Here is a 23,576-nt window from a genome sequence, read left to right as displayed (position 1 = left end):
CCTGCCGCGATAAGTTGTCATCATGGCTTAACGCCTTGATAACAATATTATGTGAAACGGCACAGATTATTTCTGAAACACCGTTTCCATTTTCCTTTTATCTTAAAATCAGCGTATAATGCGCGCCTAATCCCTGGTGAATGGTTTCAGCGCTTGGAATACAAAAAACAACGTACAACTTCTCCTCTCCTTCGTTGGGCTGTCACTCAGGCACACTTTCTTCTGCACGCTCATTTGATGTCTCCTATCCTTAGTGCGTGTCATATACTCTTTTGCAACACAGGTTTGACTCCGCGGCGGTGCGCCCCCGGAGCGAGATTTCCATATCCTTCCCAACTTAAAGACTAAGACTGTCATGAAAAAGACGAAAATTGTTTGTACTATCGGCCCGAAAACCGAATCTGAAGAGATGCTGAGCAAAATGCTGGATGCCGGCATGAACGTGATGCGTCTGAACTTCTCCCACGGCGACTACGCAGAACACGGCCAGCGCATCCAGAACTTGCGCAACGTGATGAGCAAGACCGGTAAAAAAGCGGCCATCCTGCTGGATACCAAAGGTCCAGAAATCCGTACCATCAAGCTGGAAGGCGGTAACGACGTCTCTCTGAAAGCGGGCCAGACCTTCACCTTCACCACCGACAAATCCGTTATCGGCAACAGCGAAATCGTTGCAGTGACCTACGAAGGCTTCACCAGCGATCTGTCCGTTGGTAACACCGTGCTGGTCGACGATGGCCTGATCGGTATGGAAGTCACCGCTATCGAAGGCAACAAAGTTATCTGTAAAGTGCTGAACAACGGCGACCTGGGCGAAAACAAAGGCGTTAACCTGCCGGGCGTCTCCATCGCGCTGCCAGCCCTGGCTGAAAAAGACAAACAGGACCTGATCTTCGGCTGCGAGCAAGGCGTTGACTTCGTCGCGGCCTCCTTCATACGTAAGCGTTCCGACGTGGTTGAAATCCGTGAGCACCTGAAAGCACACGGCGGCGAGAAGATCCAGATCATCTCCAAAATCGAAAACCAGGAAGGCCTGAACAACTTCGACGAAATCCTCGAAGCGTCTGACGGCATCATGGTTGCACGTGGTGACCTCGGCGTTGAAATCCCGGTTGAAGAAGTGATCTTCGCGCAGAAGATGATGATCGAGAAGTGTGTGCGCGCGCGTAAAGTGGTTATCACCGCCACGCAGATGCTGGACTCCATGATCAAAAACCCACGCCCAACCCGCGCTGAAGCAGGCGACGTGGCAAACGCCATTCTCGACGGTACTGATGCGGTTATGCTGTCCGGTGAATCCGCGAAAGGTAAATACCCGCTGGAAGCGGTCGGCATCATGGCGACTATCTGTGAACGTACTGACCGCGTAATGACCAGCCGTCTGGACTTCAACAACGACAGCCGCAAGCTGCGTATCACCGAAGCAGTATGCCGCGGTGCGGTAGAAACTGCTGAGAAACTGGAAGCACCACTGATTGTGGTTGCTACTCAGGGCGGTAAATCTGCGCGCGCCGTGCGTAAATACTTCCCGGATGCGACCATCCTGGCCCTGACCACCAACGAAACCACCGCTCGTCAGCTGGTGCTGAGCAAAGGCGTCGTTGCGCACCTGGTTAAAGAGATCGCCTCTACTGACGATTTCTACATTCAGGGTAAAGCACTGGCTCTGGAAAGCGGTCTGGCACAGAAAGGCGACGTTGTGGTCATGGTTTCTGGCGCCCTGGTACCAAGCGGCACCACCAATACCGCATCTGTTCACGTGCTGTAATAATTCCCGAACGAATTAATTTGGATAAAAAGCGCCCATTGGGCGCTTTTTTTATTCCCGGCATTAGCCAAACGCATTCAAAATGCAAATCGGGTTTTTCTATTTAATTGCGAATTATCTAAGATGAATCCGATGATAAATGCCTTTTTTTCCTTAGATTTTTGCCCGAAAAGGGCTGATTCGGTGCTTCTTTGAGCGAACGATCAAAAATAGGTGTATTCCCATCAAAAAAATATTCTCAACCCAAAAAACTTTGTGTAATACTTGTAACGCTACATGGAGATTAACTCAATCTAGAGGGTATTAATAATGAATCGTACTAAACTGGTACTGGGCGCGGTAATCCTGGGTTCTACTCTGCTGGCTGGTTGCTCCAGCAACGCTAAAATCGATCAGCTGTCTTCTGACGTTCAGACTCTGAACGCTAAAGTTGACCAGCTGAGCAACGACGTGAACGCAATGCGTTCCGACGTTCAGGCTGCTAAAGACGACGCAGCTCGCGCTAACCAGCGTCTGGACAACCAGGCTACTAAATACCGTAAGTAATAGTACCTGTTAATAAAATGGCGCACATTGTGCGCCATTTTTTTTGCCTGCGTCAAACGCCTACTGCGTCACCCTCTCCCCTTCATCTTCCGCCACCGCAGCAGACAACCGGCTGTTCTGCACCGACAACACGCTATTGCTGGCTGACGGGCCACTACCGGACGACACGATAACCGGGATCCCGGCACGACGTGACAGCGCTTTATCAATCAGCGCCTTATCGCTTCCTGCCTGAGAAACAAAGGCCGCAAAGTCGGCAGAATGAGTAATTGGCGAGACCTGCGGATTTTCCCCTTCTACCTGCGCCAGCGGACGGTGGACCTCAATATAGCGTTTACCATCCGGCTCCACGGAGAACTTCACGGGTTCATTGATAATCTGCACCCGCGTGCCCACCCGCACCTGTTCGAACAGCGCCTTAATGTCCGGGGCGTTCATCCGCATACAGCCAGAGCTGACACGCAGGCCAACGCTGTCCGGCGCGCTGGTGCCATGAATGAGATATTCCCCATTCCCCACGCCTAAACGCAGTGCGAAGCGTCCCAGGGGGTTATTTGGCCCGGCAGGGACCACCGGAGGCAGTTTAATGCCCTGCTCCAGAGAACGTGCTCGTATGCCCGGCGTGGGCGTCCAGGTGGGATTCGGGATCTTCTGGCTCACCCGCGTGGTCGTCACCGGCGTTTCCAGCCCCAGCTGACCAATGCCCAGAGGATAAACCTGAACAATATTTTGCCCCGGCGGGAAGTAGTAGAGCCGAAGCTCAGCAAGATTCACCACAATCCCCTCGCGGGGCGTATCCGGCAACAGCATTTGCGACGGAATGGTTATCACGGTTCCCGGCGCAGGGTTTACCGGCGCAATGGTATTGTTGGTTTCCAGGAGCACCTGCGCCGCCGTATTAAACCGGCGGGCGATGGTCTGCAGCTTATTATCCCCTTCCTGTATCGTGTAGGTTTGATTTTGCCCAATCAGACGACTGCCTGCGGGCGGCAACGGATAGTCCATCGCGCGGGCCGAATGAAGGGCTCCGAGCGAACTGAGGAGTAATAGAGTAATGAGAGACGCGCGCTTCATGCTGAGATTCCTTATTCACTGACAGAACGCCAGAAAGCTGAAAAACCAGCGAGGCGGGAACCACCTCGCGAAACAGAATGAATGCTGTTCTGTAAGTCTAGCTAAGGATTGCAGCTTTGGCGCGGATGGCGCGAATCATCGCTTCCAGTCCCTGAGAGCGGGACGGGGTGAGGTGTTGGGTTAAGGCCATTTTTTCAAACCACGGACGAACATCGAACGCGACGATATCCTGCGCAGACATCTTCTGGTAAAGGCTAAAGACGACCGCAATAAGCCCTTTTACAATGGCGGCATCGCTGTCGCCGCGCAATTCGATCGTGCCGTCATCCGACTGCGCCATCACAATCCACACCTGGCTCTGGCAGCCCTGAATACTGTTCTCCGGGCTGTGCGCCTCTTCACCGAGCGGCGGCAAACGCTGTCCCAGCTCGATGATATAGAGATACTTCTCTTCCCAGTTTGCGCAACGCGAGAAGTTGCGCAGTAATTTATCTTTGTCCGGCAGCTCTGCCATCTTTCGCCTCTCCGTTAGCCCAGCAGCTGATGAATGCGCTTCAGCCCCGCCACCAGCCTGTCGACCTCTTCCGTCGTGTTGTACATCACCAGCGATGCGCGGCACATTGCCGGTACCTGGTAAAACGCCATCAGCGGCATGGCGCAGTGGTGCCCGGTGCGGACCGCCACGCCGTAGTTATCGAGGAAACTGCCCACGTCATAGGCGTGGTGTTTCCCAAGATTAAACGCGATTACCCCTTGCCGATCGGCAGGCCCGTAGAGGGTTAAATCCGGCACGCTGGCAAGCTCTGCAAGCGCGTAGTGCATCAGCAGCTGTTCATACTCCTGAATGCTTTCAAGGCCGATCGCGGAAACGTAGGAAACCGCGGCCCCCAGCCCGATAATGCCGCCGGTGTTGGGCGTGCCCGCCTCAAAACGCCACGGGGCGCGCGCGTAGGTTGTGCCTTCCGTCAGGCTGACGGTGGCGATCATCGACCCGCCCCCTTCCCACGGCGGCATCGCCTGCAGGATCTCTTCTTTCACATACAGCACGCCAATCCCGGTCGGCCCGTAGAGCTTGTGGCCTGAAAAGACGTAGAAATCACACTCCAGCGCCTGGACGTCAACCGCGTGGTGCATCACCGCCTGCGCGCCGTCAATCAGGACCTTTGCGCCCGCCTGATGGGCCTTCTCGACGATCTCTGCCACCGGGTTTTCTGTCCCCAGCACGTTGGAGACCTGGGTAACCGCCACCAGCCGCGTGCGGTCATCCAGCAAGAGGTCAAGCTGCTCAAGCTGAAGCGTCCCGTCAGCGTTTAGCGGGATCACCCGCAGCTGCGCCCCTACGCGCTCGCAGAGCATCTGCCACGGCACGATATTGGCGTGGTGCTCCATCTGGGTGATGATGATGTTATCCCCCGCGTGGACCTGCGCGTTGCCCCAGCTGTTAGCGACAAGGTTGATCCCTTCGGTGGTCCCGCGAACAAAGACCAGTTCTTCCGGCGAGCGGGCGTTAAGGAAGGCGGCAAGCTGCGTGCGCACGTTTTCCATCCGCTGGGTCGCCTCGGCGCTCAGGGTATGGATACCGCGATGCACGGCGGCATAGCCGTGGCGATAGAACTCGGCTTCGGCATCCACCACCTGATTCGGCTTCTGCGCGCTGGCCGCGCTGTCCAGATAGGCCAGCGGCAGACCGTTTACTTCACGGGTCAGAACCGGGAAATCTGCCCGTACTTTTTCGACGGGAAAACTCATGCTTCGCCTCCAGGCAGGCGCTGACCGATCCGATCCAGCACCTGCAGTTTTAACTGACCATCGTGCAGCGCTTCCGTCAGTTCGGCGGCAAACGCGTAGATAATCATTTTCTGCGCCGCCTGCTGGTCGATGCCGCGAGAGCGCAGGTAGAACATCTGCTCGTCGTCGATTCGCCCGACCGTCGCACCGTGGCTGCATTTCACGTCGTCGGCGTAGATCTCCAGCTGCGGCTTGGTGTCCACCTCTGCCAGGCGACCTAACAGCAGATTGTTGTTGGTCATCTGCCCGTCGGTTTTAATGGCGTGCTGCGCCACGTTAATCAGGCCGTTAAACACCGCACGCCCTTTATCGCTCACGATGGTTTTATGCAGCTGGCGGCTGTTGCAGTAGCCTTTGTTGTGCTCCAGCCAGGTGCGCGTGTCACACACTTCTGATTTAACCGGCATCGCCAGGCTGTTGATGCGCAGCGTGGTGTTTTCACCGTTAAGCTGCGTGCTGGTGTTGTGGCGCAGCACCGCCCCGCCGAGCAGGAAGCTGTGGCTGTACGCGGCGGCATCCTGTCCCAGGACAATGTCGTTATGGGCAAAGTGGTGGCTCTGCGCATTCTCAAACGCCAGCTTGATGTGGTGTAGCTGGGCATTCGCCGCCACGTTCATCGTCAGTCGCGACCCGGTAAAGTGACGCGTCTCATTGAGGCTGACGTAATGTTCGATGACCGTAGCCTCCGCCCCCTCCGCCAGCTCAAGATGGTGGCGATAGTGCGCGGTATTGATTTCGGCGCCGTCCAGACCCTGAGTGATGTGCATCAGCAGCAGCGGTTTGGCCGGACGCTGGTTACGCTTCACGCCGATATGCGTCACGCTGCGGGCCAGGCTTTCGGTCAGGTGCAGAAAGACCTCAGGCTGAACCGGGGCGTTCAGGCGCTGGCGATCGTCGTTTATCTCAATCTCAAATCCGCTCTCCTGGAGCGTGTCGCTCAGCTCAGGGCGGAACTGACCGTCGACAAACACCAGGCGCACGGCATCAACGCCCACTGCCAGCGCGTCACGCTGCGCAGGCGTGAGATCCGCCAGACGGGTAACAAACTCAGCGTTCAGCAAGCCATCGAGCGGGGTGTATTTCCAGTTCTCATGCTTGCGCGTCGGCAGGCCAAGACGCAGCATCTGCTGCAGATGCTGCTGCGCCTGCTCGGAGCGCGTATTACCCTGCGCCTCAAACAGCCGGTGCCACTGCTGGAGCGCATTACTGCTGTTCGGTAAGCCAGCCATAACCCTGCTCCTCCAGTTGTTTAACCAGCGTGAAATCACCGGATTTCACAATGCGTCCCTGGTAAAGCACGTGGACGTAATCCGGCTTGATGTAGTCCAGAATGCGCTGGTAGTGGGTGACGATAATAAACGAGCGCTTGCCGTCGCGCAGGGCGTTCACCCCGTCGGCGACAATCTTCAGGGCGTCAATATCCAGACCGGAGTCGGTCTCATCCAGAATGCACAGCTCGGGCTCCAGCACCGCCATCTGCAGAATGTCGTTACGCTTTTTCTCACCGCCGGAAAAACCGACGTTCACCGAGCGGGTCAGCAGATCTTCCGGCATTTTCAGCAGCTTGATTTTCTCTTCCATTAAATCCTGGAAGTCGAAGCGGTCGAGCGCCTCCAGCCCCCGGTATTTCCGCACCGCGTTGAGCGCGGTTTGCAGGAAGAACTGGTTGCTGACGCCGGGGATTTCTACCGGATACTGGAACGCCATAAAGATGCCCTCGCCCGCGCGGTCTTCCGGCGACATCTCCAGCAGATCTTTGCCGTTAAATTCGACCGAGCCGTGGGTCACCTCATAATCTTCGCGTCCTGCCAGCGTCGCAGAAAGCGTACTTTTCCCGGAACCGTTCGGCCCCATGATGGCGTGGACTTCGCCCGGCTTGACGTCAAAATTGAGGCCACGCAGGATGGCTTTATCTTCTACGCTGACCTGTAAATCTTTAATGCTTAACATGTGCTTTCCTTAACCGACGCTGTGTTCAAGACTGATGGCGAGGAGTTTCTGGGCTTCAACGGCAAATTCCAGCGGCAGTTCAGAGAACACGTCCTTACAGAAGCCGTTTACGATCATCGAGATGGCATCCTCTTCGCTGATCCCGCGCTGCAGGCAGTAGAAGAGCTGATCTTCCCCAATCCGTGACGTGGTCGCCTCGTGCTCCAGCTGGGCCGTGTTATTACGGCATTCGACGTATGGGAAGGTATGCGCCCCGCAGTCAGCGCCAATCAGCATCGAGTCACACTGGGTGAAGTTTCGCGCATTGGTCGCCGTCGGCATGATTTTCACCAGCCCGCGATAGCTGTTCTGACTGTGTCCGGCGGAAATCCCTTTCGAGATGATGGTCGATCTGGTGTTTTTACCGATGTGGATCATCTTGGTGCCGGTGTCCGCCTGCTGATGGCCGCTGGTAAGCGCCACCGAGTAAAACTCGCCGATGGAGTTATCCCCGCGCAGGATGCAGCTCGGGTATTTCCAGGTGATGGCCGAACCGGTTTCGGACTGGGTCCACGACATCTTGCTGTTTTCGCCTTCGCACAGCGCACGCTTGGTCACGAAGTTCAGGATGCCGCCGGTATTGCCGTCGCCCGGGAACCAGTTTTGCACCGTCGAGTATTTCACCTCGGCGTCTTTATGGATGATGACCTCCACCACCGCCGCGTGCAGCTGATAGCTGTCGCGGACCGGGGCGGAACACCCTTCGATATAGCTGACGTAGCTGCCTTCATCCGCGACCAGAATGGTACGTTCGAACTGGCCGGTTTTTTCGGCATTAATGCGGAAATAGGTGGAAAGCTCCATCGGACAGCGCACGCCTTTCGGCACGTAAATAAAGGTGCCGTCCGAGGCCACCGCCGCGTTAAGCGCCGCAAAGAAGTTGTCGTTAGAGGGCACCACGGTTCCGATGTACTTTTTCACCAGTTCAGGATGATCGTGAATCGCTTCGCCGAAGGAGCAGAAAATGATCCCCTGCTCTGCCAGCTTCTCGCGGTAGGTGGTGGCCACCGAGACCGAGTCAAAGATAGCGTCCACCGCCACCTCTTTCCCTTCGCGCACCGGTACGCCCAGCTGGTTGAAGGCTTCTTCTACCTCTTTGCTCAGGAAACTGTTCTCCGCGCCGGTTTGCTGCACCGCGCCGGGCTGCGAGGCGCAGGTGTCATCGCAGCTGCCGCAGGAGGGCGCGGAGTAGTAGCTGTAGTCCTGATAGTTCAGCTTGTCATAATGCGCTTTCAGCCAGTGCGGCTCTTCCATCTCCAGCCAGGCGCGGTAGGCGCTCAGGCGAAACTCCAGCATCCACTCGGGCTCGTTACGTTTCGCCGAGATCGCCCGCACGACATCTTCATTGATGCCTTTTGCCAGCTCATCGGTCTGCAGCTGGGTGAAGAACCCCTCTTTATAGTTGAGGTGCCCGCCGCTCCAGGTATTTACTTCACTCGTTGCTTCAGTATTACGAGACATAGTTCCGCCTATACCCCAAAGCTTTCGCCGCAGCCGCATTCGTTCTGGGCTTTCGGGTTATGAAATTTGAATAACTGGTTTAAGCCTTCGCGGACGTAGTCCACTTCGGTGCCGTCGATAAAGGGCATGGCCTGCAGCGCGACGTACAGTTTTGCGCCGTCGGTCTCGAACACCAGGTCATCTTTCTCGGGTTCGGTGACGGTATCAAGCACGTAACCGAAACCTGCGCAGCCGGTCTGTTTGACACCTAAACGCACGCCGAGGATCTCGGGCTTTTTCGCCACCAGCTCGTGAATATGTGCCGCCGCCGCTGGCGTGAGCGTTAACCCGCGCCAGGCAAAATCGGCAGGATTAAAGATTTCTGAATGCAGTTCCATAGGTCCACCTCATCTGATAAGCCATCAGGGCATAACACCATGTTAGTGATAACGATTATCACTTCAACCCTCTGTCAGCAGGGGCATTCGGCTAAACCGCCCTTTTTGCCTACTTTTATTAAGCATAGACCCTGTGGCAGGATGCAGGCAGGATGGATTTAATTGTTCAATACATTGATTAATAATGCATTTCGTTGTGGCATTTGGGCAGGAGAGGAGAAACGTAAAATATGCATTGGAAATGCCTATTTTTGAGATAGCTTTTGCATGGAAAGTGACAAAAATAAAAAAAGGCCCTCAAGGCCTCTTACACTTAATGATGAAATGAGACAGCAAACCCCTGTTCACGCCAGTGGTCGAGCTGTTCCTGCTGTCGAGGCGTTGGCGATTTCCCCGTCCAGACGAAGATTTTTTGCCCCGGGAACAGTTCAGGACGCGGCGAATCAATCGGTTCTGCCAGGACGTCAATGTGCCAGCCCTTCTGCGCTAAGCGCGCGGCTTCGAGCCACAGATGGGTGCGGTCATCGCACTCCCAGCCGATCAGGAGAGCGTCTTTACCGGCTTTCTTACGGGACTCCGCCAGGCTTGCAATCGCGAATTCAATCAGGACTCCGTCTAACAGGCTCGCCATGTGTCGCACGGTATTTTGGTCCTGGTTCATCCGCTGCCGGACGGGAGAAATGATATTGTCAATCAGGGAATCTATCGGGTGATCGCGGCGGAACTCACCAATTTTGGCGCGCAGCTTTGCCGGGCTGGCGTAGCGCAGAACGGTCATCATCTCTTCCTGGAACGAGACCCAGTTGCCCTGAGTCAACACTTCCTTGTTTTCCAGCAAGGCTTTTACTTTCCCGACCGAAACGCCGCTCTTCATCAGGCGTTTGATCTCTTCTATACGCAGGATATCTTCATCGTCAAACTGACGATGGCCCCCTTCGCTGCGCTGCGGCTTCAACAATCCATAACGGCGCTGCCAGGCACGCAGCGTAACGGGGTTGATACCGCATCGTTCGGCCACTTCGCCGATACTGTAATAGGCCATTAACTCCCTCACGCTCAGAACTTCCATACCTAACTGCACCAACCTTATCAGATTGTACAAACCATTTGTATAACTAAGACCGCATTTTGAACGGGTGAATGGCTTACCACCCCATCCACCTGTTAATACATTGTTGTATAAAATTTACCGTTCGTACAGTAACGTCTGCCAGATTGTGTACAGCTTTATCACAATTCGAACTTTTTCTCCGGCCAGGCAATGGCTGGAATCCCGCCGTGCCGGGGGCTGGCAAAAAGATGCCCCTGGAACTGGGAAATTCCCGCAGATTCCAGCCACATCCACTCTTCTGCCTTCTCTACCCCCACCGCGCAGAACTGGATTTCAAGCGAGGAACAGCATTTGATGATCGCCTGAATGATGGCCTGTCGGGGGCCACTTTTATGCACGTTCGCGACCAGATCGCGATTAATCTTAATTCTGTCAGGCTGGAAGTGGGCCAGCAGCTGCAGCCCGGCAAAACCGGCACCAAAGTGATCGATCGTCACGCTGATACCCGCGCTTTTTAACTGCCTGACCGAATCCGTGAATTCATCAAAACGGGAAATGGCTTCGCTCTCGGTGAACTCCACCACGATTTGCTCAGGTACAAAACCGTTTGCTTCAATCGCGGTGAGCAGAAAATCCACGGCGTTGGGAATGTTAACCAGCGTCATAGGCAGCAGGTTCAGGGATAACGTCTGGTCCTGTAACCCCAGCGCGCTGGCCATAGACAGAGCCACCTGCTTGCTCTGCAAATCAGAGGTGTACACTTCCTCCTGCGGAAGGCTGGCGAAATAGGCCCCCGGCGAGTCGCCGGACGGGGTGCGGAGAAGCGCCTCCCAGGAGACAACCTGCTGCATAAACGGATCGACTATCGGCTGGAACGCGAAGCTGCAATCCGCCCCTTTCGCGACCACCTCCGGCTGCGCGGACAAGCGCGTCTCTTCGCGAACGAATTCCCATGAGTCCGCAGGCGGCAGTTCAAAATAGTTCGCTTTTTCCGTGGCCTCGACAAAGGTGCGGAAAAACTGCAGAGGGCGGTCGTTATACGTCAGCTGGTAGCGTGTCGTCCCCTTATCGAGCACCTGCTGCAGTACCTCGTCCCTGTCGAAGTGGCGCAAATCAAAAAGCTCCATACCCACGTTGCCAAAACGCCGGACAGGGCCGTGATCGCGCATCAACTCGACTACGTTATGGTGGCGCGGGTCGTTGCAGATCTGCTCATAGATAGCCGAAACGTGCTCCACCGGCCCTTCCAGCAGTTGAAAAAAATGTGTGCCGTTAAACAGCAGGATCCCCGTGACATTGGATTGCCGATTTTTACGATTTGCAGCAGCGACCATTGCTTCCAGCGCTTTCACTGGAACGTCCTCGCAGATATGACTGCGGTAAATGATGGTTGTGAGCATGCTATTCCTGGGAGGTTAGGGTTTTGGCCACAAAAGACGTGGGGAATGTTCATTTATAGCACATTAATTGCCTGACAAATAATTTACATCTCAACCATTTACGGCAGTTAATGAGACCGTTTGACTCGGCTGTACAACTTACCAGCACCTGCGCTTTTTGTACAATATATCCTGCACTCACCCCCCATCACAACGCCAACACAACGTAATGAAAAATAAATGATTTATAAAATATATCGTAAAAAATCTAAAAATCTGTACATTTTAGATGTACAGATTTGGAAATTGTGTATACCTTAAATGTAACGTTACTGATTACAAAATTTTACAGGAGCGAAACATGCAGCAGAAAGGTTACGTCGCAGATTCCGCAGCAGCAATCGCACAGTACTTCGAAAAAGCCGCGCTTCCGACCCAACAGGAAACGCTGGGCCAGGTGGTTGTTGAAATTCTCAGCGACGGGCGAAACCTTAATCGCAAATCGCTTTGTACAAAATTGCTCAGCCGCCTCGAAAAGGCCGATGGGCCGGAAGAGGAAGAGCATTACCACATGCTGCTTGGTCTGCTCTTCGAACGGTAAGGATATGAATCGCAGTAACGCAGACCGACTGATAGACCAGCTTATCGGTGAAGCCGTTCTCTGTCTTCTGAAAGAGCGGGGACCGGTGACAACTGAAGGCTTGCTACAGCGTCTGCGGGTCATGAAAGAACATGAAAAGGATCCCCAGCGGCGGGAGACACTTGCGGTGGTGATTGCCGAGATCGGCTCAAACAGCATCGCCTTTACACGTCGCAGAACCGCGCAAGGACGATCAAAAAGAGAGGGATCTCTCAACGATAACCGAGACAATGTAGTGCCGTTATTTGGAAGTGGAAAACCGTCCGATCCCAAAAAAATACATTGACTGCAATTTAACAGCTACGGTGAGAACAAATGAGACAAAATATTCAGCTTCAACCCGAATATCACTCTGCTTTTTTAGACAGTGCGCTGGCGGAGTATTTCCGCCATGCAGGCGATCGTTTTGCTGAAGAGTCCGCTATTTTTTCTACTGCAGTACGCTGTGTTCTGGCCTCCGAAGGTCATCTTTCCAATAAAGCGATCATCCTCTGGCTCATTCAGACGCTGGAATCCACCAACGACGTGGTTCAGGCGGATGTGATTCGTAAGACGCTGGAAATCGTGGTGGGTTACACCATGGACGATCTCTGAGTTCCTGCTCGCCGCGCCCCCTAACGTGTCATCGTCAAAACTGACGATCGGCCTGACGATGACACGCGCCCTCCCCCATAACACCCTGTAATACACGCAAAGCCAACCTGGCACGCTTCCTGCTTATCTCCGCATACGGGACTGGTTTTTCCAGTTAACTTTGCTTCATTTCTTAACAGGTCTGTTATTGATGAAAAAGATCGCCAGCGTCTGCCCGTACTGCGGTGCAGGCTGTAAATTGAACCTTGTTGTTGAAAATAACCGTATCATCCGTGCCGAAGCGGCAGAGGGGGTCACAAACCAGGGCACCTTATGTCTGAAAGGGTTTTACGGCTGGGACTTCCTCAACGACACCCGTCTTCTCACCCCCCGCCTTACCCAGCCCATGATCCGCTACCGCAAAGGCGAAGCCTTCACCCCCGTTACCTGGGAAGAGGCGATCCGCTACACCGCCCACAGGCTCAGCAGCATTAAAGCGCAGCACGGGCCGCGGTCGATCATGACCACCGGCTCCTCTCGCGGCACCGGCAATGAAACCAACTACGTGATGCAAAAGTTTGCCCGCGCGGTGCTGAACACCAACAACGTGGACTGCTGCGCGCGCGTCTGTCATGGCCCGTCCGTGGCGGGTTTACAGGAAACGCTCGGCAACGGCGCGATGAGCAACGCCATTAACGATATTGAAAACTCAAAATGCCTGCTGGTGTTTGGCTATAACTGCGCGGACTCCCACCCTATCGTTGCCCGCCGCGTGCTGAAAGCGCGTGAAAACGGCGCAAAAATTATCGTCTGCGATCCGCGCCGTATTGAAACGGCGCGTATTGCCGACCAACATCTTCAGCTGAATAACGGCAGCAACATGGCGCTGGTGAACGCCTTTGGCTATGTGCTGCTGGAAGAGGAGCTGTACGACAAAAGCTACGTGGCGCGCTTTACGGAAGGGCTTGAGGCCTACCGGCAAACGGTAAAAGACTATGCGCCTGAGAAGGTTGAACATCTTACCGGCATCCCCGCCCGTGACGTCCGCCAGGCGATGCGCACCTTTGCGGCGGCTCCTTCCGCTACCGTGATGTGGGGAATGGGCGTGACCCAGTTTGGTCAGGCCGTTGATGTGGTCAAAGGGCTTTCCAGCCTGGCGCTGCTGACCGGGAATCTCGGTCGCCCCGCCGTCGGCGTCGGACCGGTGCGCGGTCAGAACAACGTCCAGGGTGCCTGCGATATGGGCGTACTGCCGAATATGTTCCCCGGCTATCAGGATGTGACCGACCCGGCGGTCCGGCAGAAGTTCGCCGATGCCTGGGGAATTGATGTCAATAAAATGGACGATCGCGTCGGGACGCGCATTACCGAAGTGCCGCATCTTGCGCTGGAAGGCAAGGTCAAAGCCTATTACATCATGGGAGAAGATCCGCTCCAGACCGAAGCCGATCTCGGCCTGGTGCGCAGCGGTTTTGAGGCGCTCGAGTTTGTCGTGGTTCAGGACATCTTTATGACCAAAACGGCAGAGGTGGCGGACGTTCTGCTCCCGGCTACCTCATGGGGTGAACACGGCGGCGTCTTTACCTGTGCCGATCGCGGCTTCCAGCGTTTTGGCAAAGCCATTGAAGCCAGCGGCAACGTGAAGCGCGACTGGGAGATCATCAGCCTGCTCGCCACCGAGATGGGCTATCCGATGCATTATGATTCCAACCAGCAAATCTGGGACGAGATGCGCGAGCTGTGCCCGCTCTTCTACGGCGTGACGTATGAAAAAATGGGCGAGATGGGTCACGTTCAATGGCCGTGCCCGACGCTGGATCACCCCGGTACGCCGTACCTGTACAAAGACAATCAGTTCGACACGCCGAGCGGTAAAGGGCAACTCTTTGCCGCACCGTGGCGCGCGCCGGCGGAAACCCCGGATGCGGATTTCCCGCTGGTGCTGTGTACGGTACGCGAGGTGGGACACTACTCCTGCCGCTCCATGACCGGGAACTGCGCCGCGCTGCAAAGCCTGGCCGACGAGCCGGGCCGGGTGCAAATGAACCCTGCCGATGCGGACAAGCTGGGCATTGCCGACGGACAGCTGGTCTGGGTGCGCTCCCGCCGGGGGAAAGTAATTTCCCGCGCCAGCATCAGCGAGCGCATCAACGCCGGGGCCGTTTATATGACCTATCAGTGGTGGATTGGCGCCTGCAACGAGCTAACCCAGGATAACCTCGATCCCATCTCCAAAACCCCGGAAACGAAGTACTGCGCGGTGCAGCTGGAGGCGATTGAGGACCAGCGCTGGGCAGAGGACTATGCCGCATCGGCGTATCAGTCCATGAAGTCGCGGCTGATAAGTGCGGCGAACGTCTGAGGAAAATGCCGGGTGCCGTAACCGCCACCCGGCAATCGCGTACGGTATCATGCAATAACAAGCAACTCGCTTACCCGTCCCAAAGAGAAGCGCTATAATTAGCCAGGTTTTTTTTAAGGCTGTCGGCAACCATGTCCCTTCCAGAAAAGTCTCAGCGGGGTTCTCCCCACGCGCAAGCGCTTATTTCACACCTGTTACCTGATTGCACAACGCGACATACCGCCCGCGGCGAGCGGCTGGACCTGCAGGTCAATGGTCAGGGCATGTGCTATTTAATTCTTGAAGGAACCATCGCCGTCTACAGAAGAAGCGATAACATGATGCTGTCTACGGCCCGTAGCCCTGCTGTTTTCGGCCTCGCTAACCTCACTGATATCTATTTTAGTGATTATCTTAAGACCGTCAGCCCCTGCCTAATCGGGACGGTCACCACAGAAAGGGTGAATGCCATTATTAAAGAGAAAGCGCTTTGGGGACTGCTCTCTCAACAGCTCATGTATGTGTATAGCCGTCTCTATAACAACGTGATGCCGCAGGGCGCGCCAACGGCGTATGAGATGATTCGCCAGCAGTTGATGAAGCTGACGGAGGAAGAGGAGGGTTATCGGCTCAGCGTGACGGCGGAGAAGTATATCAGGGAGAAAACCCACCTCTCCCGCAGCGGCGTGATGCGCATTCTGGCGGATTTGAAAACCGGCGGATTTATCGAAATGGAAGAAGGCAGGCTTATCAAAATCAACAAGCTCCCCGCTAAATACTGAATCTCAGGCACAAAAAAGGCCGCAGTTGCGGCCTTTTCAACATTACTCTCTCAATGGACGTGAACGCCCAACCGCCAGGCAAAGTAGATCTCTTCTTTCAGCTCATTCGAAGAGAGCGCCATCAAATCTGTAAATTCCAGCTCAAGCTGTTTCAGCTTTTTCAGGTACTGCGCCGGGGACAGATTGCTCTTATCGCGACGTAAATATTCAATTGCCAGCTGTGTTGGGGTTATTTCAGTATCCATGATGTCCTCGCTTATGTACAAAACCTGACCAGTATATCACAACCCACTGGCTAGTTTTTGACCAAAGGCAAAACATCTGAAAACTTTACACGACCGCTGTCGTCAACCTTGAAGAGCAGCACAGGCGATCCTGCTCGTCGAGAATGTCAATCTGCCACACCTGGTGGCGACTACCGGCGTGCAGCGCGCGGCACACGCCGCGCACGCGCCCGCTGCGTACCGAGCGGATATGATTAGCATTCACCTCGAGTCCGACCACCTTCTGCTCCCCTTCGGTACAGAGATATCCCGCCACCGAGCCCAGGGTTTCGGCCAGCACGACGGACGCCCCGCCGTGCAATAAACCAAACGGCTGGTGGGTGCGACGATCGACAGGCATGGTGGCCTCAATGTCATCGTCGCCAATGCGGGTGAACTGGATATCCAGCAGCCCCACCATATTCCCCTCGCCCATGGCGTTCAGCGCCTGCAGCGTCACGGCACGTTTCCAGATCATCCAATTATCTCCAGTAAAGCCTGCAATGGGTGGCGTACGCCGTTACCCTCTACCCGTTTCACCTGGCTGCGGCAGGAGTATCCCGTCGCCAGACAGCGGTTTCGCGGCAAGCGCTGCATCGCCTGATGCCAGGACAGCTCATAAATGCCGAGCGAGTTGGCGTGGTTTTTCACTTCGTGTCCGTACGTGCCGGCCATACCGCAGCAGCCCACGCTAACGCTCTCCAGCTTCGCGCCGAAGCGGGCAAAGACGGACGCCCACTGCGCGGGGGCGCCAGGCAGCGCGGTGACTTCCGTGCAGTGTCCGAACAGGTACCACGGCTCACCGCTGACGTCCTGAACCGCTTTGTCTTCCAGGGCCGTCGGCAGCCACTCGTGCACCAGCATGACGTGGAAATCACCGCGCTTATCGCCCAGCGTCTGCCTGTATTCATCGCGGTAGCACAGCACCAGCGCCGGGTCGACGCCGACCATCGGTATCCCGAGTTGCGCCACGCGGTTTAAGAAGTCAGATGTTTTCTGCGCGGTCTTCGCAAAGCGCGTCAGGAAGCCTTTAATGTGCTGCGCCTTGCCGTTGGGCGAGAACGGCAGCACAACCGGCTGATAGCCCAGCTTTTCCGACAGGCGGATAAAGTCCGCAACCACCTGGGCATCGTAGTAGCTGGTAAACGGATCCTGCACCACCAGCACCACCTTCGCTTTTTGCTCAGGCGTGAGCGCCTCCAGCTGCTCCAGGGTCATGTTCGCCGAACGATGCCCGACGAGCTGGCGCTGCAGAGACGGCACCGACAGCAGCGGCAGATCGACCATGCCGATATGCTTTTCGGAAAGCTTGCGCACCAGCGGCTGGTTGATAAAGAAGTTGAAGGTCTTCGGCGCGCGCGCCATCAGCGGCGCATAGCTCTCTACCGTCGCCACCAGATGGTCGCGCACCGGACGCAGATAGCGCGTGTGGTAAAGCTGCAGGAAGCGCGAGCGGAATTCAGGGACGTCGATTTTAATCGGGCACTGGGTAGAGCAGGCTTTACAGGCCAGACAGCCGGACATCGCCTCTTTCACCTCATGGGAGAAATCATACTCGCCCTTGTTGGCATGCCAGCTGTTGCGGGTGCGCTCAATCAGCGCGCGCAGGCTGGCCCGTTTTTCCGGCAGCTCCTGCTCCAGCCTGAGAGGATCGACGCCACGGTCCGCCAGCAGACGCAGCCACTCGCGCACCAGCGTCGCCCTCCCTTTCGGCGAATGAATGCGGTTGCTGGTGATTTTCATCGACGGACACATCGGGCTTTTCACATCAAAGTTAAAGCACAGGCCGTTGCCGTTACACTCCATCGCGCCGCGCCAGGAAGAGCGCACCGCAATCGGGATCTGTCTGTCGTACGTGCCGCGCTTAACGGCATCCACCTGCATCATTGGCGCGTCCACGCCTTCAGGCGGGCAGATTTTGCCCGGGTTGAGGCGGTTATGCGGGTCGAAAGCCGCCTTCACCTTGCGCAGCTCCGCATAGAGCTGTTCGCCGAAGAATGCCGGGCTGTATTCCGCGCGGAATCCTTTCCCGTGCTCTCCCCAGAGCAGACCGCCATATTTGGCGGTTAAGGCCACCACATCGTCGGAGATCTGCTTCATCAGGATCTCCTGCTGCGGGTCGCACATATCCAGCGCCGGACGCACGTGCAGTACCCCGGCATCGACGTGGCCGAACATGCCGTAGCTCAGGCCGTGGCTGTCCAGCAGGGCGCGAAACTCGACGATATAATCCGCCAGATGCTCAGGCGGCACGCAGGTATCTTCGGCAAAGGGAATCGGCTTCGCCGCCCCTTTCGCATTGCCGAGCAGGCCCACGGCTTTTTTACGCATCGCATAGATACGCTCAATCCCGGCCAGATCGTTACAGAGCTGCCAGCCGATCACGCCGCCTTCGCCCTGCGCAATCAGCTCATCCAGCCGCTGGCAGAGCGTGGTGACCTGGCTCTCAATCAGCGTCGCATCGTCGCCGGCAAATTCCACGATATTGAGGCCGAGCATCTCTTTATCCGGCACGTCGGTAATGAGATCGCTGACGGAGTGCCAGACAATATCTTCCCGGGCCAGGTTGAGCACTTTGGAGTCGACCGTCTCAACCGACAGCGCTTTCGCCTCCACCATAAACGGCGCATTGCGCAGCGCGGAGTCGAAAGAGTCATATTTGACGTTCACCAGACGACGCACCTTCGGCAGGCGGGTGATATCCAGCCGCGCCTCGGTGATAAACGCCAGCGTCCCTTCGGAACCGGTGAGCACGCGGGTTAAATCGAACTGGGTCAGGTCGTCGTTAAAGACGTGGCGCAGGTCGTAGCCCGTTAAGAAGCGGTTCAGTTTGGGGAATTTGTCGAGAATAAGCTGGCGGTTGTCGCGGCAGCGCTCCAGCACGGTACGGTAGATGCGTCCGCTGGCGGTGTTATCTTTACCCAGCGTTTCCGCCAGTTCGACCGGCATCGGCTGCGTATCGAGAATATCGCCGCCCATCAGAACGGCCCGCACGCCCAGCACATGATCGGAGGTTTTGCCGTAGACCAGCGAGCCCTGACCGGAGGCATCCGTGTTGATCATCCCGCCGAGGGTCGCGCGGTTACTGGTGGAAAGTTCCGGGGCAAAAAAGTAGCCGTAAGGCTTGAGGTACTGGTTAAGCTGATCTTTGATAACGCCCGCTTCGACCCGCACCCACCCCTCTTCCGGGTTGATCTCAATGATGCGGTTCATATAGCGCGACATATCAACAATGATGCCCTGGTTCAGCGCCTGACCGTTGGTCCCGGTGCCGCCGCCGCGCGGCGTAAAGACCAGCGAGGCAAAGCGTTCCTGCGTGGCGAGTCGGGCAATCAGCGCCACGTCGGCCGTAGAACGAGGGAAAACGACGGCATCGGGAAGAAGCTGGTAAATACTGTTATCGGTTGCCATCGTCAGCCTGTCGGCATAGTTCGTGGCGGTATCACCTGTAAAACCCTGTTGCTCCAGTGCCTGCAAAAAATTAAGCACCAGCTGAACGACGCCGGGTGCCTGGGAAATCTGTGGGATCATGACTGTCGACCCTAATTAGAGTAATGTGAAATCGTTTGCGTTGTGTCCGGAAAGTTTTATCACATTTTTTTCTTATGTGCTTCGTAGAATTACGGGCAAAATCCGCCTGTCAAAAACCGCTGAGATCATTAATGATTAAAGAGATGCGGTTTTCCGTTCCCGCCAGCCGCGCTGGCGTTCTTTTAAGGAAAGTTTCATTTATGGTCAATCTTCGCCAGCCCAGGGATGTTGCGCAAATTTTGCTGTCGGTGCTGTTCCTGGCCCTCATGATCATTGCGTGTCTGTGGATTGTTCAACCCTTTATTCTTGGCTTCGCCTGGGCCGCGACCGTCGTCGTTGCCACGTGGCCTCTGCTGCTGCGCTTGCAGAAGCTGCTGTTCGGCCGCCGCGGGTTAGCGGTGCTGGTCATGACGCTGCTGCTGTTCCTGCTGTTTATTATTCCCATTGCGCTGCTGGTCAACAGTCTCGTCGACTCCAGCGGCCCGGTGATCCGCGCCGTGACCAGCGGCGATCTCACGCTGCCGGATCTCGCCTGGCTGAACAGCATTCCGGTCGTGGGCGCCAAGCTCTACAGCGGCTGGCACAGCCTGCTGGAGATGGGCGGCAGCGCGCTGATGGCAAAAGTGCGCCCGTATATTGGCACCACCACCACCTGGTTTGTGGGTCAGGCGGCGCATATTGGCCGCTTTATGATGCACTGTACCCTGATGCTGCTCTTCAGCGCCCTGCTTTACTGGCGCGGTGAGCAGGTGGCTTTGGGCGTTCGTCACTTTGCCACCCGCCTGGCGGGCAAACGCGGTGACGCTGCGGTACTGCTGGCGGCGCAGGCCGTACGCGCGGTGGCGCTGGGCGTGGTGGTCACCGCGCTGGTGCAGGCGGTGCTGGGCGGTATTGGTCTGGCGATTTCCGGCGTACCGTATGCCACGATATTCACCGTTGTCATGCTGATGACCTGTCTTGCACAACTGGGGCCGCTGCTGGTGCTGGTGCCCTGCATTATCTGGCTCTACTGGACGGGAGATACCACGTGGGGAACGGTGCTGCTGGTCTGGAGCTGCGTGGTCGGCACCATGGATAACGTCATTCGCCCGATTCTCATCCGCATGGGCGCAGACCTGCCGCTGATCCTGATCCTCTCCGGGGTGATTGGCGGCTTGATTGCCTTCGGCATGATTGGCCTGTTTATCGGCCCGGTGCTGCTCGCCGTTACCTGGCGTCTGTTCTCCGCCTGGGTGCATGAAATTCCGCCGCCGGGAACCGACCCGGACGTGATTTTGAGCGAACTGGAAGAGCTGGAAGAGAAGAACACGCATTAAGTTTTTGCCGGGTGGCGCTAACGCTTACCCGGCCTACATTCCCCCACCCAATACTTTAACGCTGCTAAAGTATTTATTCGTTGCACACTGGTCAGACCCGCAATTTCTGCACTAAATCTGCTCATAACCTCAAGAATTCTTTATATCTCTTTAACTATTGAGACGAATCCGATCGACGCTAAAAGCGGACATGCCTACTATTAGCACACGGTTATAAATCAACACCTTGATTTATAAGCATGGAAATCCCCTGAGTGAAACAACGAATTGCTGTGTGTAGTCTTTGCCCATCTCCCACGATGGGCTTTTTTTTATCCTGACTACGCGCGCGTAACCTCACAGGTACTGAGCATCCGCCACTCGGCAGGCAGCACCCGCGTTTCCCCGGTCACATTGACCGTCACCACCTGGCGGATATCCGCCGACGATGCGCCAACCTGCAGTTCAAACTCGCCCGGCTCAACGATGCGTTTCCCATCGCGACGGGTGAAGTTGAACATCTCCACCGGCAGCGTAAAGCTGAGCGTGGCGGTTTCGCCCGGCGAGAGCGTGACGCGCTGGAACGCCTTCAGCTCCTGGAGTGGCCGAACCTGGGTGGCGACCTTATCCCTGACGTAAACCTGCACCACCTCGCTGCCGCTGCGTTCCCCGGTATTGGTGATATCCACGCTCAGCGTCACCTCGCCGTCGACCGGCACGCTGCTTGCAGCGACGCGGGCAGCATTCCAGCGAAACGTCGTCCAGCCGAGGCCGAAGCCAAACGGATAACGTGAACCGAAGTGGAACGCAAACGGCGTGCCCCCGCTTTTGAGCTTGTGATTGTAGTAATACGGCATGGCCCCGGCGCTTTTCGGCACGCTCACCACCAGACGCCCCTGCGGCTCTGCCCGTCCCGTTAGCACGTCCGCGATCGCCCAGCCCCCTTCCTGCCCCGGTGCCCACGCCACGATCAGCGCGGCCACCTTGTCCTCCAGGCCCTGAAGAGTGTAAGGACGCCCGCCGGTCATCACGACAATCACCGGTTTGCCCGTCGCCACCAGCGCCTCCAGCAGCTGCTGCTGCACGCCCGGCAGATTCAGGGAGTCGGTGTCGGAACCTTCCCCCACGGTACCGCTCTGGAACAGCCCGGCGAGATCGCCCACGCAGGCCACCACCACGTCACTCTCCTGCGCGGCGTTGACCGCCTCGGGGATCAGCGCGGTGCTTTGCGATACGGGAGACTGCTGCATCGGTTTACCGCCGCTGTCGCCCGGGAAGACCGGCGCACCCGCCATCCGTTTCTCAATGATGTGACACCCTTTGGCGTAACGGACCTGAGACGCGCCGAGGTAGTGTTCCAGCGCCGCGCGCGGGGTCGTTACCTGCGAGGTCTCTTCAACCATATCGCTGATGATCAGATGTACCGGGAAGCTGTAGCCGCTGAGCAACGCCAGCGGATCGTCTGCCGTCGGCCCCACCACCGCCACGCGGGGCTTACCGCCGAGCGGTAAAATACCGTTGTTTTCCAGCAGCGTGACCGATTTCGTCGCCACCTCCCGCGCGACCTGGCGGGTCGTCTCATTTTGCAGAACGATACCGTTTTCATCCGCATACGGCTGTTCAAACAGACCGAGACGGAATTTTTCGGTCAGCACACGGCCCACAATCTCATCCACTTTGGCCATAGAGATCAGCCCGCGCTCAACGGCGTCTGCCAGATGCCGCGCGCAGTCATCTTTCGGCAGCTCGACGTCCAGCCCGGCGTTGAACGCCAGCGCGGCGGATTCGGCCGCATCGTGGGAAATGCCGTGATGCTGGTGCAGCAGGCTGACGCCGCCGTAGTCCGCCACAATAATGCCGTCGAAGCCCCACTGTTCGCGCAGGACGGTGGTCAGCAGGAAGCTGTCGCTGTGCCCCGGCTGATTGTCGATATCGTGGTAGGCCGGCATCACCGACCCGGCATTGGCCAGCTTCACCGCCATTTCAAACGGTAGCAGGAAGGTGTCGTTCAGTTCGCTAAAGCCCAGATGTACCGGCGCATGGTTGCGCGCCCCTTCGCTGAACGAGTGGCCCACGTAGTGCTTGAGCGTCGCCAGCAGATCGCGCTTATCGCCCTGTAAGCCTTTCACGTAGGCGGTCGCCATCACCCCCACCAGCCACGGATCTTCCCCGAAGGTCTCTTCGGTTCGCCCCCAGCGCACGTCGCGGGAAACGTCCAGCACCGGCGCCAGCCCCTGCTGGCAGCCGACGGATCGCGCCTCTTTGCCGATCTGCTGTGCCGCGCGCTGCACCAGTTCCGGATCCCAGGTCGAACCGTAGTTCAGCGACGACGGGAACAGCGTGGCGTCTTTGCACAGCAGCCCCACCAGGCACTCTTCATGGAACAGGGCCGGAATGCCGAGGCGCGTCTCCTCCATCATCATGCGCTGCAGGCGGTTAGCGGCGCGCACGCCGGTTTTCGCGTCAACGATATGGGTACCCAGCGGACGGGTGATCTGCCCGACGCCCAGCTTCAGCCGTTCGCTCAGTGCAGCCTGCTCGCTCACGCCGGCGAATTCGTCGCTGAGGTCGCTGCGCTCGCGGTGGTTGCCGTTTTCATCGAGGATCAGCCAGTACGCATGCATCTGGGCGAACTTCTCTTCCGGGGTCATACGCGCCAGTAAATCGGCGACGCGCTCGTGCACGGGACGTCCCGCGTCCTTATAGATAGCTTTCATG

The 23,576-nt window shown here is 56.7% G+C and carries 21 protein-coding genes and 1 other RNA gene; 9 read left to right on the top strand and 13 right to left on the bottom strand.

Going from position 1 to position 23,576, the window contains the following annotated elements:
* The first annotated feature begins 355 nt into the window (after positions 1–355).
* On the top strand, positions 356–1,768 hold the full coding sequence (gene pykF / locus L362_RS17200) for a pyruvate kinase PykF (protein WP_008500621.1): 1,413 nt from the start codon (positions 356–358) through the stop codon (positions 1,766–1,768).
* A 309-nt stretch (positions 1,769–2,077) separates the two neighbouring features.
* Entirely contained in the window at positions 2,078–2,314 is a 237-nt protein-coding gene (lpp, locus tag L362_RS17205) for a murein lipoprotein Lpp (protein ID WP_001082307.1), read from the top strand.
* Between the two features lie 60 nt (positions 2,315–2,374).
* Here lpp and L362_RS17210 read toward each other — a convergent pair whose 3' ends face one another.
* The 9 genes from L362_RS17210 to L362_RS17250 all read right to left on the bottom strand — a co-directional run bounded on the left by L362_RS17210 (position 2,375) and on the right by L362_RS17250 (position 11,454).
* The gene (locus L362_RS17210) at positions 2,375–3,388 is read right to left on the bottom strand and encodes a L,D-transpeptidase LdtE (protein WP_023343957.1); all 1,014 of its coding nucleotides are present in this window, start codon (positions 3,386–3,388) and stop codon (positions 2,375–2,377) included.
* Positions 3,389–3,485: 97 nt separating this feature from the next.
* Positions 3,486–3,902 carry a cysteine desulfuration protein SufE gene (sufE, locus tag L362_RS17215; RefSeq protein WP_023343956.1) on the bottom strand — a complete coding sequence of 139 codons (417 nt, stop codon included), beginning with the start codon at positions 3,900–3,902 and terminating at the stop codon, positions 3,486–3,488.
* Positions 3,903–3,916: 14 nt separating this feature from the next.
* Positions 3,917–5,137, bottom strand: a complete 1,221-nt coding sequence (gene sufS, locus L362_RS17220; RefSeq protein ID WP_023343955.1) for a cysteine desulfurase SufS — start codon at positions 5,135–5,137, stop codon at positions 3,917–3,919.
* Positions 5,134–6,405, bottom strand: a complete 1,272-nt coding sequence (gene sufD, locus L362_RS17225; protein WP_008500628.1) for a Fe-S cluster assembly protein SufD — start codon at positions 6,403–6,405, stop codon at positions 5,134–5,136. The genes sufS and sufD overlap by 4 nt, the downstream gene beginning before the upstream one ends.
* Positions 6,380–7,126 (bottom strand): Fe-S cluster assembly ATPase SufC, encoded by a 747-nt coding sequence (sufC, locus tag L362_RS17230; RefSeq protein WP_008500629.1) that lies wholly within the window; start codon positions 7,124–7,126, stop codon positions 6,380–6,382. Before sufC ends, sufD begins: the two co-directional genes overlap by 26 nt.
* Positions 7,127–7,135: 9 nt before the next feature.
* The gene (gene sufB, locus L362_RS17235; protein ID WP_008500630.1) at positions 7,136–8,626 is read right to left on the bottom strand and encodes a Fe-S cluster assembly protein SufB; all 1,491 of its coding nucleotides are present in this window, start codon (positions 8,624–8,626) and stop codon (positions 7,136–7,138) included.
* 8 nt (positions 8,627–8,634) lie between these two features.
* Positions 8,635–9,003, bottom strand: coding sequence for a Fe-S cluster assembly scaffold SufA (gene sufA, locus L362_RS17240; protein ID WP_023343954.1), 369 nt, complete (start codon positions 9,001–9,003; stop codon positions 8,635–8,637).
* Between the two features lie 313 nt (positions 9,004–9,316).
* The gene (locus tag L362_RS17245) at positions 9,317–10,045 is read right to left on the bottom strand and encodes a MerR family transcriptional regulator (RefSeq protein ID WP_008500632.1); all 729 of its coding nucleotides are present in this window, start codon (positions 10,043–10,045) and stop codon (positions 9,317–9,319) included.
* 188 nt (positions 10,046–10,233) lie between these two features.
* Positions 10,234–11,454 carry a diguanylate phosphodiesterase gene (locus tag L362_RS17250; protein ID WP_023292651.1) on the bottom strand — a complete coding sequence of 407 codons (1,221 nt, stop codon included), beginning with the start codon at positions 11,452–11,454 and terminating at the stop codon, positions 10,234–10,236.
* A gap of 340 nt (positions 11,455–11,794) precedes the next feature.
* On the opposite strand from L362_RS17250, the gene ycgZ reads away from it, so the two are divergent.
* From ycgZ to L362_RS17270, 5 genes are all read left to right on the top strand, one after another.
* Positions 11,795–12,034: a regulatory protein YcgZ gene (ycgZ, locus tag L362_RS17255; protein ID WP_008500634.1), complete on the top strand. Its 240-nt coding sequence runs from the start codon at positions 11,795–11,797 to the stop codon at positions 12,032–12,034.
* A gap of 4 nt (positions 12,035–12,038) precedes the next feature.
* Positions 12,039–12,359 (top strand): hypothetical protein, encoded by a 321-nt coding sequence (locus L362_RS0122865; protein WP_032637695.1) that lies wholly within the window; start codon positions 12,039–12,041, stop codon positions 12,357–12,359.
* A gap of 29 nt (positions 12,360–12,388) precedes the next feature.
* Positions 12,389–12,667, top strand: coding sequence for a biofilm/acid-resistance regulator YmgB/AriR (locus L362_RS17260; protein ID WP_008500635.1), 279 nt, complete (start codon positions 12,389–12,391; stop codon positions 12,665–12,667).
* A gap of 190 nt (positions 12,668–12,857) precedes the next feature.
* Complete coding sequence (gene fdhF, locus L362_RS17265; RefSeq protein WP_023343953.1) at positions 12,858–15,008, top strand: formate dehydrogenase subunit alpha; 2,151 nt, start codon at positions 12,858–12,860, stop codon at positions 15,006–15,008.
* Positions 15,009–15,139: 131 nt separating this feature from the next.
* Positions 15,140–15,769, top strand: a complete 630-nt coding sequence (locus tag L362_RS17270; protein ID WP_023343952.1) for a helix-turn-helix domain-containing protein — start codon at positions 15,140–15,142, stop codon at positions 15,767–15,769.
* A 50-nt stretch (positions 15,770–15,819) separates the two neighbouring features.
* On the opposite strand, the gene L362_RS17275 is transcribed toward L362_RS17270, so the two are convergent.
* The 3 genes from L362_RS17275 to L362_RS17285 form a co-directional block, all read right to left on the bottom strand.
* Entirely contained in the window at positions 15,820–16,014 is a 195-nt protein-coding gene (locus L362_RS17275) for a YdiH family protein (protein WP_023343951.1), read from the bottom strand.
* 85 nt (positions 16,015–16,099) lie between these two features.
* The gene (gene menI, locus L362_RS17280) at positions 16,100–16,510 is read right to left on the bottom strand and encodes a 1,4-dihydroxy-2-naphthoyl-CoA hydrolase (protein ID WP_021241102.1); all 411 of its coding nucleotides are present in this window, start codon (positions 16,508–16,510) and stop codon (positions 16,100–16,102) included.
* Positions 16,507–19,563, bottom strand: a complete 3,057-nt coding sequence (locus tag L362_RS17285; RefSeq protein ID WP_023343950.1) for a D-2-hydroxyglutarate dehydrogenase YdiJ — start codon at positions 19,561–19,563, stop codon at positions 16,507–16,509. Before L362_RS17285 ends, menI begins: the two co-directional genes overlap by 4 nt.
* 200 nt (positions 19,564–19,763) lie before the next feature.
* Here L362_RS17285 and ydiK point away from each other — a divergent pair, with 200 nt between their 5' ends.
* Positions 19,764–20,879: an AI-2E family transporter YdiK gene (gene ydiK, locus L362_RS17290; RefSeq protein ID WP_021241100.1), complete on the top strand. Its 1,116-nt coding sequence runs from the start codon at positions 19,764–19,766 to the stop codon at positions 20,877–20,879.
* A 207-nt stretch (positions 20,880–21,086) separates the two neighbouring features.
* An RNA gene (rprA, locus tag L362_RS23730) (antisense sRNA RprA) lies at positions 21,087–21,194 on the top strand.
* A gap of 5 nt (positions 21,195–21,199) precedes the next feature.
* Here rprA and L362_RS17295 read toward each other — a convergent pair.
* On the bottom strand, positions 21,200–23,575 hold the full coding sequence (locus tag L362_RS17295) for a glycoside hydrolase family 3 N-terminal domain-containing protein (protein WP_023343949.1): 2,376 nt from the start codon (positions 23,573–23,575) through the stop codon (positions 21,200–21,202).
* Position 23,576 lies beyond the last annotated feature (1 nt).

The organism is Enterobacter sp. MGH 16 (assembly GCF_000493175.1).
Classification (GTDB): Bacteria; Pseudomonadota; Gammaproteobacteria; order Enterobacterales; family Enterobacteriaceae; genus Enterobacter; species Enterobacter roggenkampii.
Note: the sequence above shows the minus strand (reverse complement) of the source record. Positions and strands in the feature narration are given on the sequence as shown.